Source organism: Allorhizobium ampelinum S4, from assembly GCF_000016285.1.
Taxonomy (GTDB): domain Bacteria; phylum Pseudomonadota; class Alphaproteobacteria; order Rhizobiales; family Rhizobiaceae; genus Allorhizobium; species Allorhizobium ampelinum.
In genome coordinates, this window is sequence record NC_011989.1 from 943,717 (window position 1) to 958,969 (window position 15,253).

13 protein-coding genes and 2 tRNA genes are annotated in these 15,253 nt (G+C 56.9%); 8 read left to right on the forward strand and 7 right to left on the reverse strand.

The features are described 5' to 3' along the window. Window positions 1-117 precede the first annotated feature (117 nt). Window positions 118-194: transfer RNA gene (locus AVI_RS04440), tRNA-Pro, on the reverse strand. Between the two features lie 359 nt (window positions 195-553). On the opposite strand from AVI_RS04440, the gene AVI_RS04445 reads away from it, so the two are divergent. The 5 genes from AVI_RS04445 (at window position 554) to cysN (ending at window position 7,296) form a co-directional block, all read left to right on the forward strand. Then, a complete protein-coding gene (locus AVI_RS04445; RefSeq protein WP_015915220.1) occupies window positions 554-970 on the forward strand; it encodes a hypothetical protein in 417 nt (138 codons plus the stop codon). Between the two features lie 505 nt (window positions 971-1,475). Further along, window positions 1,476-3,449, forward strand: coding sequence for a methyl-accepting chemotaxis protein (locus tag AVI_RS04450; RefSeq protein ID WP_015915221.1), 1,974 nt, complete (start codon window positions 1,476-1,478; stop codon window positions 3,447-3,449). Window positions 3,450-3,892: 443 nt separating this feature from the next. Further along, a complete protein-coding gene (locus AVI_RS04455; RefSeq protein ID WP_015915222.1) occupies window positions 3,893-4,642 on the forward strand; it encodes a phosphoadenylyl-sulfate reductase in 750 nt (249 codons plus the stop codon). 157 nt (window positions 4,643-4,799) lie between these two features. Beyond that, window positions 4,800-5,756, forward strand: a complete 957-nt coding sequence (gene cysD, locus AVI_RS04460) for a sulfate adenylyltransferase subunit CysD (protein WP_041696300.1) — start codon at window positions 4,800-4,802, stop codon at window positions 5,754-5,756. A 1-nt stretch (window position 5,757) separates the two neighbouring features. After that, window positions 5,758-7,296 carry a sulfate adenylyltransferase subunit CysN gene (cysN, locus tag AVI_RS04465; RefSeq protein ID WP_015915224.1) on the forward strand — a complete coding sequence of 513 codons (1,539 nt, stop codon included), beginning with the start codon at window positions 5,758-5,760 and terminating at the stop codon, window positions 7,294-7,296. Window positions 7,297-7,468: 172 nt separating this feature from the next. Here cysN and AVI_RS04470 read toward each other — a convergent pair whose 3' ends face one another. Together AVI_RS04470 and AVI_RS04475 are read right to left on the reverse strand one after the other, a co-directional pair. Next, window positions 7,469-8,458: a carbon-nitrogen hydrolase family protein gene (locus AVI_RS04470; RefSeq protein ID WP_015915225.1), complete on the reverse strand. Its 990-nt coding sequence runs from the start codon at window positions 8,456-8,458 to the stop codon at window positions 7,469-7,471. Between the two features lie 365 nt (window positions 8,459-8,823). Next, window positions 8,824-9,855, reverse strand: a complete 1,032-nt coding sequence (locus AVI_RS04475) for a LacI family DNA-binding transcriptional regulator (protein WP_015915226.1) — start codon at window positions 9,853-9,855, stop codon at window positions 8,824-8,826. A gap of 872 nt (window positions 9,856-10,727) precedes the next feature. Between AVI_RS04475 and AVI_RS04480 the strand changes: the two genes are divergently transcribed. Continuing rightward, the gene (locus AVI_RS04480) at window positions 10,728-11,627 is read left to right on the forward strand and encodes a DUF1499 domain-containing protein (protein WP_015915227.1); all 900 of its coding nucleotides are present in this window, start codon (window positions 10,728-10,730) and stop codon (window positions 11,625-11,627) included. 40 nt (window positions 11,628-11,667) lie between these two features. Here AVI_RS04480 and AVI_RS04485 read toward each other — a convergent pair whose 3' ends face one another. The 3 genes from AVI_RS04485 to AVI_RS04495 form a co-directional block, all read right to left on the reverse strand. Continuing rightward, window positions 11,668-12,576, reverse strand: coding sequence for an MBL fold metallo-hydrolase (locus AVI_RS04485; RefSeq protein ID WP_041697644.1), 909 nt, complete (start codon window positions 12,574-12,576; stop codon window positions 11,668-11,670). A gap of 71 nt (window positions 12,577-12,647) precedes the next feature. Beyond that, entirely contained in the window at window positions 12,648-12,944 is a 297-nt protein-coding gene (locus AVI_RS04490) for a cupin domain-containing protein (RefSeq protein WP_015915229.1), read from the reverse strand. Between the two features lie 141 nt (window positions 12,945-13,085). Beyond that, window positions 13,086-13,646, reverse strand: coding sequence for a type 1 glutamine amidotransferase domain-containing protein (locus AVI_RS04495; protein ID WP_015915230.1), 561 nt, complete (start codon window positions 13,644-13,646; stop codon window positions 13,086-13,088). Window positions 13,647-13,850: 204 nt separating this feature from the next. Here AVI_RS04495 and AVI_RS04500 point away from each other — a divergent pair. Further along, window positions 13,851-13,924, forward strand: a tRNA-Gln gene (locus AVI_RS04500). Window positions 13,925-14,056: 132 nt separating this feature from the next. Here AVI_RS04500 and AVI_RS31935 read toward each other — a convergent pair. Then, window positions 14,057-14,143 carry a small membrane protein YohP gene (locus AVI_RS31935; RefSeq protein WP_444875226.1) on the reverse strand — a complete coding sequence of 29 codons (87 nt, stop codon included), beginning with the start codon at window positions 14,141-14,143 and terminating at the stop codon, window positions 14,057-14,059. Between the two features lie 235 nt (window positions 14,144-14,378). Here AVI_RS31935 and AVI_RS04505 point away from each other — a divergent pair, with 235 nt between their 5' ends. Further along, the gene (locus tag AVI_RS04505; protein WP_041696302.1) at window positions 14,379-15,236 is read left to right on the forward strand and encodes an alpha/beta hydrolase; all 858 of its coding nucleotides are present in this window, start codon (window positions 14,379-14,381) and stop codon (window positions 15,234-15,236) included. Window positions 15,237-15,253 lie beyond the last annotated feature (17 nt).

Here is a 15,253-nt window from a genome sequence, read left to right on the forward strand (position 1 = left end):
CTTGACTGCGCAGCCAGTTAAAAACGGTCATGAAATAACATCGTATAGGATGATACCACGAGAAGCAGGGGCTTTAAATATTGAGGAGGAAACAGCCTTCGGGAAAAGCCTTTGACCTGGTCGGAGTGGAGTGATTCGAACACTCGACCCCCACGTCCCGAACGTGGTGCGCTACCAGACTGCGCTACACTCCGTGACCAGTGGCGCTCGTATAAACCAGGGTTTCACAATAGACAAGCGGGCGGCTTCAAAAAAATCATGGCTTTTCAACAGGGGCAAGAATGCCGCAAGCAGAGGGTGCCGCGTGCCTTGAATGGCTGCAGTAAGATTGAGTTAATACATTGTATTTAAATAATAATATTATCTTGTGTCAATTTCGGCTCGTGGTGTTTCAATGTTGCCGTTTTGAAACAAGTTGACGTGAGCGAGAAACTTGGTGATTTCCAATTTCAGGTTTTGGGGATAAAGGCGAAAGACAAAGTGGCACAGGGATGGCCGGGGCAGGGCTCTGCCCGGCCGGGCCGCTTGAAGCGGGTTACCAAGGGACAGAATTATGAATTTTCGGATCATGCTGACGGCTGGCTTGGCGCTGGCGCTGGCTGGATGTACCACGACATCGGGTGTCATGCCTGTACAGAAGAAAAACCTGGTGGAAGAGCGCTGGGTCGGCCAACCGGCGGGCGCCTTCTTTGCCAAGTTCGGACCACCGATCAACGACGAACAGGCTGGCGGTGCCACCGTCTATAGCTGGCGCGGCGGCTTCAGAACCCGCACGGTCGCTCCGACCTATGCACAAACGCCCGATGGCAAGCGCGGCAAGGTCACCAAGGCCGGGCGCACCGAGTATCTGCGCTGTGAAGTGCGCGTCACGGTCTCTCCGGATTATGTCATCCGTGCGATCAAGCCTGTTATCGACAGGCCTGTCGAAAGCGGCAAGACCTGGTGCGAAGAGTTTCTGGGCGGCGCATAATGCGGTGATCCACGTGATGAGGGGCCGCGCAAACGTCAGTTGACGGTGCTCGGTTTTCGAAACCGTGTCTTCTAAAGCGCACGAAGATGGATGAAGGCGAGGTTGTCAGGCGACCTCGCCTTTTTTGGTGGGGGCGGCGTGTAGAGATTCGTGTTTTCACGCACAGACCTGCTCAAAATGGGTTTCTTTGGAAATCTGGCCTTGCGCCGGCGGCAAAACTGCGTCCCAGCGACCGGTTTTCAATACCTGTTAGTCGAATATTTCCACGGTCTGGGTGAGGCGGGATTTTTCGTTGCGGGTATGACTTCGACCTTTCGAATTTACCCAACCTATTTTAGGGAAATATTAAATCTTAATTGTGCTATATGAAATCTATCGTTAAAACACCCATGATGGGTGGCCTGTCGCACTCTTGCCAAGCCAAGAAAGCAGCGTCAGGTTCGTGAGAGCTTGCCTCTCCCTCTGTTCCTTCCCCACCCCCATCAGTTTTAAGAGGCGAGGCATAATGTCTTTTTTAGCCAATGCGAGCATTCGCACGAAAATTCTGTCGCTCATTGTCCCGGCCTGCATGATCGGCGTCGGCGGGCTGGGCTACGCGGCCAGTAGTTATAAGTCCACGGATACCGAATATTCTGATTTCATCGCAACCGACAGTATCGCGGCAAGCCAGATGTATCGGACAACGACCTCTCTGCTGGCGATGGGATACGGCGCCTATCAGCTTATCGCATACGACGTTGGTTCACTCGATGTGGCTACCGTCAAGGCAGCCTATGCAGATGCGGTTTCGACCGTATTCAAGCGTCTGGATGCTGCCAAGGCGCTTGTGCCCGAGCTGTCAGGTGATATCGACCAGTTTGCCAGCCGCGCCCGCGATATTCAGGCCCTGACCGACAAGGCGGTTCAATTGGTTGCCGATGGAAAGCGCGATGAAGCCAGAGCTCTTCTCGTCAAGGCGGATCCATTGATTGCCAAATGGCGTGACGATCTTCGCGACTGGAATAACACCAATACGACGGCCCTCCTGAAAAAAAGTGATGCACTGACCGACCAGACGAATTCAACCATCCTGACGTCATTGACCATTGTCGGCAGCGTTATGCTTATGGCCATCATCCTGGCTCTGTTCGTCACCTCGCGTGGCATTATCGGTCCGATCGATAAGCTTCGCAGCCGGATGATAGCGCTGGCAAACGGTGAAACGCAGCAGGAAATACCAGGCCTGGCGCGCAAGGATGAGGTTGGTCAGATGGCTGCCGCTGTCGGCGTGTTCCGCGACAATGCCGTCGAGCGCGCCCGTCTGGAGCAGGAAACCGCGGCCAATCGCAGCCTCTCGGAAAAAGAGCGTCTGGAGCGCGAGGAGCAAAAGGCCAGGGAAGCGGCGGATATCCAATTTGCGGTCGACAATCTGGCAAACGGGCTTTCGCATCTGTCCGATGGCGACGTCTCCTATCGGATCGGCCAGCCTTTCGTCGCCCATCTGGATGGCGTGCGCGCCAGCTTCAACAGCTCGGCTGAAAAATTGCAGGAAGCGCTGACCCATGTCGCCCAGAATGCTAGCGCTATCGATGCGGGTGCCAATGAAATAAAGTCGGCAGCTGATGATCTGGCCAAGCGGACTGAACAGCAGGCAGCTTCCGTCGAGGAAACGGCCGCAGCCCTGGAACAAATCACCACCACGGTGAAGGATTCGACCCGTCGTGCCCAGGAAGCGGGAACCCTGGTTTCGCGCACCAAGGCCGGCGCAGAGCAATCCGGTGAAGTGGTGCGCCGTGCCGTGATCGCCATGGAACAGATCGAAAAGTCATCGGCTGAGATTTCCAACATCATCAGCGTCATCGATGAAATCGCCTTCCAGACCAATCTTCTGGCGCTGAATGCCGGTGTCGAGGCAGCGCGTGCCGGTGAAGCTGGCAAGGGCTTCGCAGTCGTTGCCCAGGAAGTGCGCGAGCTTGCCCAGCGTTCCGCCAATGCGGCAAAGGACATCAAGGCGCTGATCACCACCTCCAACAGCCAGGTCCAGTCCGGTGTGCAGCTGGTGGGTGAAACTGGTACCGCACTGCAAACCATGGTGGCCGAAGTGCAGGAAATTAACCGGCATGTCAGCGCTATCGTCGAGGCGGCCCACGAACAGTCTTCCGGTCTCCAGCAGATCAATACCGCTGTGAACCAGATGGACCAGGATACCCAGAAGAACGCGGCAATGGTGGAGGAATCCACGGCTGCAAGCCACGGCCTGGCAAGAGAAGTCGCCTCGCTGAACCAGTTGCTGTCGCAATTCAAGCTGTCTGGCGGCGGGCAAAGTGGGTTTAATTCTGGATCGGCCTATGCCGCCCCGGTTCGTCCCGCCCCCATTCATCCCGCACAGGCTCCGGTGGCTTCACCCGCCCGTGCGCTTGGCCGCAAGATCGCCAGTGCCTTTTCCGGCAAATCGTCAGCGACGGCTGCTGCTTCCGATCAGTCCTGGGAAGAGTTCTGAGGCTATGGTTTGCCAGACTGCTGAGCAGTTGCAGGCGCAGTAACTGCAACGCTTAAAGGGGAGATTCCCTTGTTATCAAGGATATTACGCCGGGAAGCCTTGCTTTCCGGCGTTTTAGTTTGGCCGACATTTTAGTTTGGAATGAGCCGGAGCGGCAGCCACAAAGGCAAGAGAGGAACGGGGCAGGGGTACAATGAAGAGGCGGCAGGAATTGCGCCATATCTTTGGCTTTGAGTGATATTTGCTCCGCATTGGCGGCAGCATAAAAGGCAATTCCTGTCTTTTAGCGATAAAAACATCGATACTTGGCCAAATGACAGGCTTATGCCGGGTGCAGCCAGGATATGCCAAGCGCAGCCGTTGGGAGTGGGCCTTGGTCGGACATTCAGTAGGCCCGCTAGGAAATTACCCTCTGGGAAATCGCCCTCTAGGAATTAGAACGAATGACATCGCAATCCAATCCTCAGGCCGTTGCCACCCTGGACGCGGCTCTCGCTGATCTTGATCTCACCGCCCGTCTGCGTCTTGTTCAGGAGCTTGGTGGCCGGTCGGTGTTCACCACGAGCCTCGGTCTTGAGGATCAGGTGATTACGGCGGCAATCGGCCTTGCCGGTCTTTCCATTGAGGTTGCAACCTTGCAGACCGGTCGCCTGTTCAAGGAAACCCTTGATCTGATCGCCGAGACTGAAGAGCGTTTCGGCCTTTCCATCACGCAATATGCGCCCGATCAGGACGATATTGACGCGTATGCGGCAAAATATGGCTTGAACGGCTTTTACGAAAGCGTCGAAGCGCGTCATGCCTGCTGTCATGTGCGCAAGCTTGTTCCTCTGGCGCGGGCGCTGCAAGGTGCTTCTGTCTGGGTTACGGGCCTGCGCCGCAGCCAGTCCGGCAATCGCGCCACCACGCCGTTCGCCGAATATGATGCGGAGCGCAACCTGATCAAGATCAACCCGCTGGCCGATTGGTCGCTGGACGATATCAACGCCTATGTGGAAAAGCAGGTCGTGCCGATCAATCCGCTGCATGCGCGTGGCTATCCCTCGATTGGCTGTGAACCCTGCACCCGTGCGATCAAGCCGGGCGAGCCCGAGCGGGCCGGCCGCTGGTGGTGGGAAAACGACGAGAAGCGCGAATGCGGCCTGCATGTGCCGGACGCTGCCATCCCATCGCTGAATTCCAGTTCCCTTTAACAGCCGCTTTCTGGGTTTTTGGCGAGGTTTTTCCCGTTCAAGGCTAGCCAAGACCAGTCATCGGCAACTAGGAATATGTTTTATGTCCGTACAGAGCCTGCCCCCGCAGCCGTCCTCGCAGCCCGCATCTGGGCCGCACGCATCTGGAAATCAAGTCATGCATCTGCACCAGTCCGAGTTTGATCCGCATTCCAAGGAGGTCGTGGCGCGTGCGCCGCTCGATCCGCATTTGAAGGCGCTGGAAAACGAGGCGATCCATATTTTCCGCGAAGTGGCCGGCGAGTTCGACAATCCGGTGATGCTCTATTCGATCGGCAAGGATTCCTCCGTGCTGCTGCACTTGGCGCGCAAGGCCTTCTATCCGGGCCGGGTGCCGTTTCCGCTGCTGCATATCGATACTGGCTGGAAGTTCAAGGAAATGATCGCCTTCCGCGACGAGATGGCGAAGCGCTATGATCTGGATCTGGTCGTCCATACCAATCCGCGTGGCAAGACCGAAGGTGTCACACCCTTTTCCCATGGTTCGGCGCTCTATACCGACATCATGAAGACCGAGGCGCTGCGCCAGGCGCTGGACGCCGGTAAATATGACGCTGCCTTCGGTGGTGCACGTCGCGATGAGGAAGCCTCGCGGGCCAAGGAGCGGATCTATTCCTTCCGCACGCCTGACCATAAATGGGACCCGCGCAATCAGCGTCCGGAACTGTGGAATGTCTATAATGGCATGATCCGCCGGGGTGAAAGCGTGCGGGCCTTCCCGCTGTCCAACTGGACGGAAGTCGATATCTGGCGCTATATTCAGGCGGAAAACATTCCGCTGGTGCCGCTGTATTTCGCCGAAAAGCGGCCCTTCATTGAGCGCGATGGCATGATGATCCTGGCCGAAGACGAGCGGCTGGAACTGCTGCCGGGCGAAAAGGTGCAGCATGGATCGATCCGCTTCCGCACGCTCGGCTGCTTCCCGCTGACCGGCGCGCTCCGATCCGAGGCCCGGACCTTGGATGACGTGATTGCCGAACTGGAAATTGCGACCGTCTCCGAGCGTCAGGGTCGCGCTATCGACCGTGACCAGTCCGGATCGATGGAAAAGAAGAAACGCGAAGGATATTTCTGAGATGACCGCAAGCGCAACCGCACTCGCCGCCAATCTGGCGTCCACATCGGATTTTTCCTCCAAAGAATCGTCGCAGGGGCTTTCCTTGGCAAATGCTGTTCCTCAGTCCGAAGCGGCCTATACCGGTCGTGATTCCCGGCCCTTGCGCTTGATCACCTGTGGTTCGGTCGATGACGGCAAATCGACGCTGATCGGTCGGTTGCTGTGGGATACCAAGGCGGTCAAGGAAGACCAGGCGGCAACGCTGCGACGCGATAGCGGCAAGCAGAACGATCTTGGCCTGCCGGATTTCGCATTGCTGCTCGACGGTCTTCAGGCGGAACGCGAACAGGGCATCACCATCGATGTCGCCTATCGTTATTTCGCCACCGACAAGCGCTCCTTCATCGTCGCCGACACGCCCGGCCATGAGCAATATACCCGCAATATGGCAACCGGTGCCTCGACTGCCGATCTCGCCGTGCTGCTGGTCGATGCCCGCGCCGGTATTCTGGAGCAGACCCGTCGCCATGCGACGATTGCATCCTTGATGGGCATCAAGCAATTCGTGCTGGCCGTCAACAAGATCGACCTGACCAATTACGACAAGGCTGGTTTCGACGCCATCGTCCAGGAATTCAAGGACATCGCCTTGACGCTCGGCGTGCGCCAGACCACCGCCATTCCGATGTCGGCGCTGAAGGGCGAAAATGTCGTCTATTCCGGCCAGGAGCCAATGCCCTGGTATGACGGCCCGACGCTGGTGGAAGCGCTGGAACGCGCCACCTCGCGCTCGGCACAATCGACAGGCTTCCGCCTGCCGGTGCAGCGTGTTTCGCGTCCGGGTGAAAGCTTTCGCGGCTATCAGGGGACGGTGGCCGGTGGCGCGGTCAAGCCGGGCGATAGCGTCGCCATCCTGCCTTCGGGTGCCATTGCCAATGTCAAGCAGATCGTCACCTTCGATCTGGTGCGCAACGCGGCTGTGGCTGGCGATGCCATTACCCTGGTGCTCGACCGGCAGGTGGATGTGTCGCGCGGTGACATGATCGTCTCGCTCGATGCCGAGCCACAGGTTGGCCTCGCCTTCGATGCGCAATTGGTGGCTTTGCAGCCGGACGGCATCCTGCCCAACAAGCGCTACTGGCTGAAAAGCGGCTCGCGCCGCCAGCGCGTCCAGGTCAAGCCAGTTCAGCAACTGGATCTGAAAAACGGCAAATGGGGTCCGGCGGAAAGCCTGGCCATGAACGCCATCGGCAAGGTGCATCTGGCCTTCGACGAAAAGGCGGTGTTTGACCCCTATGAGCAGAACCGCTCGACCGGCGCCTTCATCCTGATCGACCCAGACACCAACAACACGGTGGCTGGTGGTATGATCACCGCCAAGCGCTCGGATGTCGATGGCCTGAACTCCGGCGAAGCCCGCGTGCTGCTGTCGCTGCCCGCCGACCTCGCCGACCAACTCATGGCCACCGAACTGCTGGCCGCCCGCCGCGACGAAGTGGAACTGCGCCGCGTGACGACCGCCAAGGCGCGGGACTTGCTGGACGGGATTGAAGGGTAATTCTCATCGGCTGTGATTGGCTGGTGACCCGATGAATTGAAGCCGTCATGCGTTTCAACGCATGACGGCTTTTGTTTTTGGTTCGAGACTTTCATCGACCGTGACGTAAAATCATGATTTCGCGATACGAATATGTGATCGGGGCCGAAGGCCGGCCCCGATCATTCATTCCCTAAAATAGGTTTCTACTATCACTTCTCGGGTCACCTTCTATGTGAAGAGGTGTGTAAAGGCCGCTGCGAGCCTTTCTTCGCCACGGCCGTGCAAGACTTTCTGGATTCGTTTTGATGTCCGCGATAGCGATAGCGGGTAAACCGTTTGTCGCGCACTGCACGATCCACTCCCCGTCCGGCGCCGCTATACCTGAGGGAACAGCGGTGCTCTGAGGCGCAAGGGTAGAATAGCTGACCCAATAAGTATTGCTTGCGGAATGCCCCAAAACTTCGGCGCCAAATGCCGGAGCACCAGATGGGCTGTCTCCTGCCGTCGAGAACAGGACGCAATCAACATCGAGCTTCTCGTATTCTATGAATATCTCGGGATAGTGCGCTTCCATGCCGACCGCGCAGCCGAAACGGAGACCATCCACTTCGAAAGTCACGGCGAGCTTTCCCGGAGAGTACATAAACGAGATTTTGGTATTCGATAGCAGACGCTCATCGTAGCGCGTCACCAGTTCACCGTGATCGGAGACGACATAAAGGCTGTTATGTGGCCGGTGCGGTAACGTCAGTTGATGCACGGAACCGAAAACCGTCCAAAGTTTTAGCTGTTTCGCACATCTTTGAATCGCTTCCAGTTCTTGTCGCAAAACGCCCCATTCGAAGCGGGTCCAATCGGAAGGGCCGATTTCTTTCGGTCCGATTTCGGACATGATTCGCTTGTTAGGCCAGCAAGTGGCGCCTTCCGGGAAGTGTATCAGGCGAGCACCTGCTTTATGGGCCTCCCCCATGAGGCCGCGTATTTCTACCCCTCTGGCATGAAGGGCCGAAATGTCACGCGGATCGCTGCACAATGATGTTTGCGCTACAGCAAGCCGCACTGACCGGATAATGGATTCGTTCGGTGACTGGCGGACATGTTGAAGAGCTGCGGTGTAGGATTCGCCGGTTTTGGCTGCGCGAGCACGTACACGGCGTTTAAAATTTCCGTTTTGCGTCATTGGTCAGGCCTTTCACGTCGCGGACGCAGCTCCCCAGCAACCCGCCCGAAACGGATCGGACCAAGACAACGGCCTGAGACAGAAGTCCCTTTGCCTCCGTTTAAGACCACGCTGGGGAAGGTCTGAGAGGTTAGGCGCAGGCCACGCCAAAGCAAGACTGCCGACCATGTGTCGATTCGTCAAGCTGTGGCAAATTTTCCAATTGAAAACCAAAGGAACGGCCACGTGATCTCGTGGCAGCAGCGTGACGTCAATCGGCCGCCCGACCCCGTTCTATAGATAACGGCGGTCGCGTTCGGGGTCTGTCTACAGGTTTTGGGCTGATATTCAAGCCCCGGTTGGTGGCTGGTGAGCCACCGTATGGTTCATGGTTTGGGACGGCGGGTGGAGCCTCGGGCGATCAGCTCGAAACCGAGATCCGTCGTGTGTTTCTGGCGGCTCTTGTCCTGGCTGCGGATGATCATGTCGGTGGCGCGGTAGCCGAGCTGATAGAGCGGGGTGCGCACCGTCGTCAGGCCAGGCACGGTGTGGGCGCAATAATCGAGGTCGGTGAAACTGCACAGTCCGAGTCGGTCGGGAATACTGATGCCGCGCCGCTGGCATTCGAACAGCAGGCCAAGCGCCAGGTCGTCGTGACAACATAGGACGGCATCGACCTCGGGATCGGCGGCAAACAATGTGTCGAGGGTCTTGCCCGCTGATCCGAAGCAATCGTTCGCGTCCACATTGACTTCGAGATCAGGATTGTAAAGCCCTGCTTCCCTCAGTCTGTTGCGATAGCTCTCCAGCCGCATCCGCACCGGAATATCGGTACCGGTCGAGCAGAATGCGATCCGGTGATAGCCCACATCCAGCAGATGCCGGATGGCGACATCGGCGGCGGCGGCATTGTTGATGCCGATGGCCATATCGACCGGCGGATAGCTGATATCGATAAACTGTACGACAGGGCAGGGCGCATCATGCAGCATTTCCGTCACCCGCGGATCGACCTGCACGCCACCAATGATGATGCCTGTCGGCTTCTGCGCGAAAAACTGTCTGAGCTGGTAAAGCTCTTCATCGGGATCGTAGCGCGTATTGACATATTGGATGCGCAGGCCCGTGCCCCGGGCCCGATCCTCGATGCCTTTCATGACCCTGGGGAAAATATTGGTACCCAGCAACGAGGACAGGACGCCGATCGTATTGCTGTTTCTGCTCGCCAAGGCCCTTGCGGCGTAGTCGGGCACATAGCCGAGTTCCTCGACGATTTTCAGAATCGTTTCGCGCAGTCCTGGAGAGACTTTTTCCGGCTTGTTCAGCGCCCTTGAAATGGTAATCGGGCTAACGCCGACTTTCTCCGCAACTTCGTTCAATGTCAGGCGATTGCCCGACGCCCTGATTTTTTTCCCCACTCTGCCCCCGGTCTTTGCTTGCGCATTCATTTGCTGGCACTGCGGATATTCACCTGGATAAACGATCCGCCTATCGGGATCGGCAAAGATCATGCATGCCGTTATCGCCGATTGTGTCCTCCGCTTTTGATTTCCTGTCGGAAATCATTGAAAACGAGCCATGTTCGTTACTTTGAAGATATCTGAAGCCATTGATTCTGATGGGATTTTAAATCCTCTGAAATCTGCCGAATGTCTGGATACCTTTAAGCAAAAGGCTTTTATGTCGGTTCATGTCATGCACCCCTCCCAAGGCTCCCACCCACCGGTTTTTTCCAAGAAATAGACCGGATAAATATTGACACATTCTAATAAGCACTTCAGAACAAGACAACCTGAACTTAAGAGTAAAGCAACTAAAAATTGCTGAATTCCTCGTCCTTTACATTAAAGGCGTGGACACGGCAGTCAGAAAAGATCGGTAAGCTAGCTTGGCCGTACTGTGTTTCCATGAGAGTGTTGCTCGGTTCCGGTTGGCGCTACGGATGAAATTATACAACAGAAATAAGCTATTATAGCGAATATTCATACAACATATATGCAGCAAGTCCTCGCAAAGCGCCTTGCGTTTTATCAAGTGCGCGAAGGATGTTTTGCGGCAACTTTCCTGAAATCGATTCCGACCGGAGAATTTATGCGGTATGGGGTGAGAGAGACTACGGTTTCCAGCTGCAAGGCTGTACATGCATTGAAAACTGACACTGCCAGGTCATCGACCGGGGTTTTTGATGCCTTTGAGATCGTGGAAATTTTGATACCTGCTGCACAATTTCAGAACTCGCCATTGGTTTCAGACATTGTTCAGCAGAAGATCTGGAGACGGCGCATTCCGCATGACCATCCGTTTCATTCGTCCCGTTTCAATCGCCGCCCGCTGGGCCTGGCGGCTGGCGTTTTTGTCCCTGCTGTTGCTGGTGGTGGCCTGGCTTGGGTTCCGTTTCGGCCCGCTGTCCATGCCGAGCTTCGTGCTTGTGGTTCTGCTCTGTGGCGGGTTGGCGGCGCTTTCGGTGCCGTTTGCTCTGTGGGGCCTGTGGCGGCTCTGGTCGATCGGCGCAAAGGGCGGCTTGGCTGCCAGCCGGGCGTTGGTCATTGCGGCTCTGCCGCTTTCGGTGCTGGGGCTGGCCGCTGAGCGCTACCAGACCCGGCCGGAGCTTTATGAAGTGGTCAGCGACCTCACCGATCCGCCCGGCTGGATCTTGTCCCCAGCGTCGAAATCCAGCTGGCTGCCGCGCCCACTGAGCGATGCCGTTGTTCAAGCTCGTCTACAGGCCGAGGCCTATCCAACCCTGACCGTGCGCCGCTATGACGGGGCGTTGGACCGGGTCTATCAGGCGGTGCGCAAAGTGGCGTCCGACCAGCGCTGGAGCGTAACGGCGACGCGCGGGGCCGCTTATGCCCGCCCGGATTTTCAGGCCCCGGCAACAGTCTCCGGGACACAAACCGGGCCTGCACCCGTGCCGGTGCCAACCCCGCGTCCACAGCCGCAGGCCCAGGATCTTATTCCCGATAACGAGCCGCCCGGGGTGATCCGCATCCAGGCCACCACCCGCAATTTCATTCTTGGCTTCCCCTTCGATATTCTCATTCGGCTGCGGGAAGAAGAGGAAACGGTACTCGTCGATATCAGGGTTTCCAGCCGCTATGGTCCCCACGATCTCGGTTTTGCCGCCGCCATCGCCAATGGCTACCTGACCGCGCTGGATGGCGAATTGCTGGGTATCGCCAGCCAGTGATCGCTGATCGGACCGGTGATATCTTCAGCTCTTGTGCTGATCAAGCCGGGTGAAACCGGCTGTCGGCCAAGGCTGGCCCTTCGCATTGGACAGCGCCCCTTGCCACCAGATCTTCCAGATGCGCCAGAATAGACAAGGCAGCGGGCTTATAGAGATCGGGACTGATATTGTGGTAAATGGCGGCCAACATCTCGTCTATCGTCCTGTCTCCGGCCTGAACGCGGCCAAGAATGGTCTCTTCGCGGTTCAGTCGATGGCCTTTCAGCCGGGAGACGTGGTCGAGGGGAGACAGAACCGGCCCGCCATGCCCGGGCAAATAGGCAAGGTCGTCGCGCGCCAGCAGAACATCCAGCGAGGCCATGTAATCGCGCATCGATCCGTCGGGTGGCGCAATCACCGTTGACGCCCAGGCCATGACATGATCGCCGGAAAACAGGATGCCGGTTCCAGCAAGCGCGAAGGCGGCATGGTTGGCGGCATGGCCGGGGGTCAGCACGGTTTCCAGTGTCCAGCCGTCTCCCTCCAGCCGCTCGGTGTCGCCAAGGGTGAGGTCGGGGGTGAAATCGCGGTCGCCGCTTTCGGTAAAGGCTGCCGCCTCACCGGGGTGCAAGGGGCGCGCCAGCCGGTGTCGGCCCTCCGCCACCAGCTTTGCGCCGGTCAGGTCTTGCAGCCGCAGGGCAAGGCCGGAATGGTCGCGATGGGTATGGGTGACGATGATGTGGCTAACCTCACGACCGCGCAGCGCCAATTGCAAAGCATGGAAATGCGCAGGGTTATCGGGGCCGGGATCGATCACACAAACTGATTTTTCGCCGATGATATAGGTGTTCGTGCCCATATAGGTCATGGCGGAAGGATTATTGGCGGTAACCCGTTCGACGCCATTGATAATGGGCACGCGGCGTCCATGGTCGGCACGATAATCGGTGCTTATTTGTGGCTGGCTGATATGGGGCTGGCTTGTCATGATCTATCAAAACTCAAGGGCGAACGGTGCCAGGAACAGACATGGCAGGCCCCTCATTTATATTCGATTTCAATAAAGCTCATCGGCCGCGTGCCGCCATTGACGACATTGTGCTCCACGCCCGCCTCGCGCCGGTAAGCCTCGCCAGCCCGGCTGGTGACGCGTCGTTCGCCGGCTGTGTCCTCGATCAGGAAGTCGCAATCCGTCATTGGCACCACGACATAGCCAAGTCCATGGACATGATGGCCGGTGGCGGCCCCCGGCTCGAAATCCCAGCGCGTCACCCGCACCACGGCATCATCGATCAAAAGCGTGGAAATGGCAGGCGGGCGAGCGGAATATCCGGGCATGTCGAAATCCTTGTCACACAAGCGTGTCTCGAAAAAATCCTATGATAAGCATGCTGGTTGCGGAGTAAAGCTGTTGACGCGCCAAAAGAAAGCACCCCGTTCCAGGGAAGGGGTGCTCCATTTTTCAGATGGGAAAAGAGATCAGGCGGCGCGCCGCTCATGACGGCCTTCTTCGACTTCCTCGACGATTTTCGCGACGAACGCATCGAGATCGCCTGGATTTCGCGAGGTGATAATGCCCTGATCGGCAACCACGGTCTGGTCAACCCAGCGGGCACCGGCATTTTTCACATCGGTGCGGATCGATGCATAGGACGTTGCCTGACGGCCGCGCAATGCATCAGCTTCAACCAGCAGCCAAGGCCCATGGCAGACAGCAGCGACGACTTTGCCGGAGGCGACGAAATCGCGCACCAGTTGGACGGCCTTGGCATCGGCCCGCAGGATATCCGGATTGATCTGGCCACCGGGAATAACCAGCGCATCGTAATTGCTGGCAGAAGCCTCTTCGACAGTGAGGTCGACATCGACCGTGTCACCCCAGTTCTTGTCGTCCCAGCTTTTGATCGGCTGCTTTTTCAAGGAGGCGATGGTCACGGACGCGCCCTTGGCCTTCAACTGATCCAGCGGAACCCGCAATTCCGAACGCTCATAGCCATCAGTGGCAAGAATAAGGATCTTTGCTTCATTAATCTTTGTCATCTCTAAGTCCTTTTCTGTTTCGTGGTGGTTCATCATCACAACAGATGGGGCGGGGGATCGTTCCGAAATTTATTAACCTTTGAAAGACGATACTCCTCGACGCTTTCCACGAAAAATATCAAATCAGCGATTGCAGCCCGTGCGCGCTTTTGCTAATGACCGGCATGCCAAACGCGCGGCATCATTGATCCGCGTGCATTGTGATGGGGCGTAGCCAAGCGGTAAGGCAGTGGTTTTTGGTACCGCCATCCCTGGTTCGAATCCAGGCGCCCCAGCCACTCCTCCGATGCCACATCGTTGAAATCGACGTCAGAAGGCTGATGGTCGAAAACAAACGTGGATTGCCTTCGAAAACGGGTGAGACTTTTGCTGGACGAACGCCTGAAACGGGCTTTTGAAAGCCCGCCCTCTCAAAAAATAAGCTTGAGCAGCAAGACAACGACGATCAGACCGATCAGGAAAATGGCCCCGATCGTGCCACCAATGAATTTCAGCATTTTTCTACTCCTTCGATTGTCAGCAGCCGATAGAAGATGCGATCCGCGACTGACTGTTTCAGGTCTTTCAACGATCTAGGCTGACTTGAGTTCCAATCCCGACCAGGCGATGACGTTTCTGGACCATTGCCGCTGCCTGGTAAATTCAATGAGAGATCGCTGTTTCATGGTTTGCCAATGCATGCCAGATCGATTACCTATGCCGCCGAAAAGCATACTTTGAAGGTTGTGGGCCGTGAATGTAGATTTTCAGGATAGTGTCGGGCATGGCATATCCTTCAAATATTCCCCGACATCGTTATCTGCCCTGACGCTGGATGAGCTGCGGCATCTCATTTCCGAACTCAATATGTTTTCCGAACAGTTGGGCTGCGTGGTCTTCGAGGGAGACGGATCGAGCAAGACCGATCTGGTGATCTTCGGCGGAAATCTTGAGCGGTTTTCGATGCTGTCGGTGGCCCGTAGTCTGGGGTCGAGGGTTTTTTATTTCCAAGATACGGTCAGCTGGTGGTATGGCGGGTCGAACTTGCTGCCGGATATCGATGGCATTGCGTCCTTTTTACGTCGCTATATCGGGCGCCAATTTATCGGGAGCCGGCCCTGTCTGGTGTTTGGCCAGTCTTCCGGCGGCTATGCGGCGCTTGCGCTTGGTGCCATGTGCCCCCATTACGACGTGCTTGCCTGTTCACCGCAAACCTTTGCCGATGCGGAGTTGAAGCGCCGTTTGCAAATATCACCCTCGCTGGCGGTGCAGCATACGCCAGATTACCTGCTCGATATCGAGGATTTGTATAGGGTTTCCACCCGGACGGGCATGGCCGCAGCAATTTTTTCAGCCTCGGAATTTACCAATCCGTATTATAATCATTTCTGGATGGACCATTTGCACATGGCTAAGATCGCGCATGTGGCATCGATTGACGTATTTCTGGCTGCCTCGTCCAACCACTCGATTGTCTTTCAAAGAGCGCGGCTGTTTTCGGAGTTCCTGAAAGAGCTTCTGGAAGCGGGAGGAAAGAAGGCCCGCGTCAAGCAAGAGATCGTCCAAAGACTGGTACATGCCATCCAGCCCTCGGACGCGCCGGACGAGTAAGATCATACTCTGTCGAA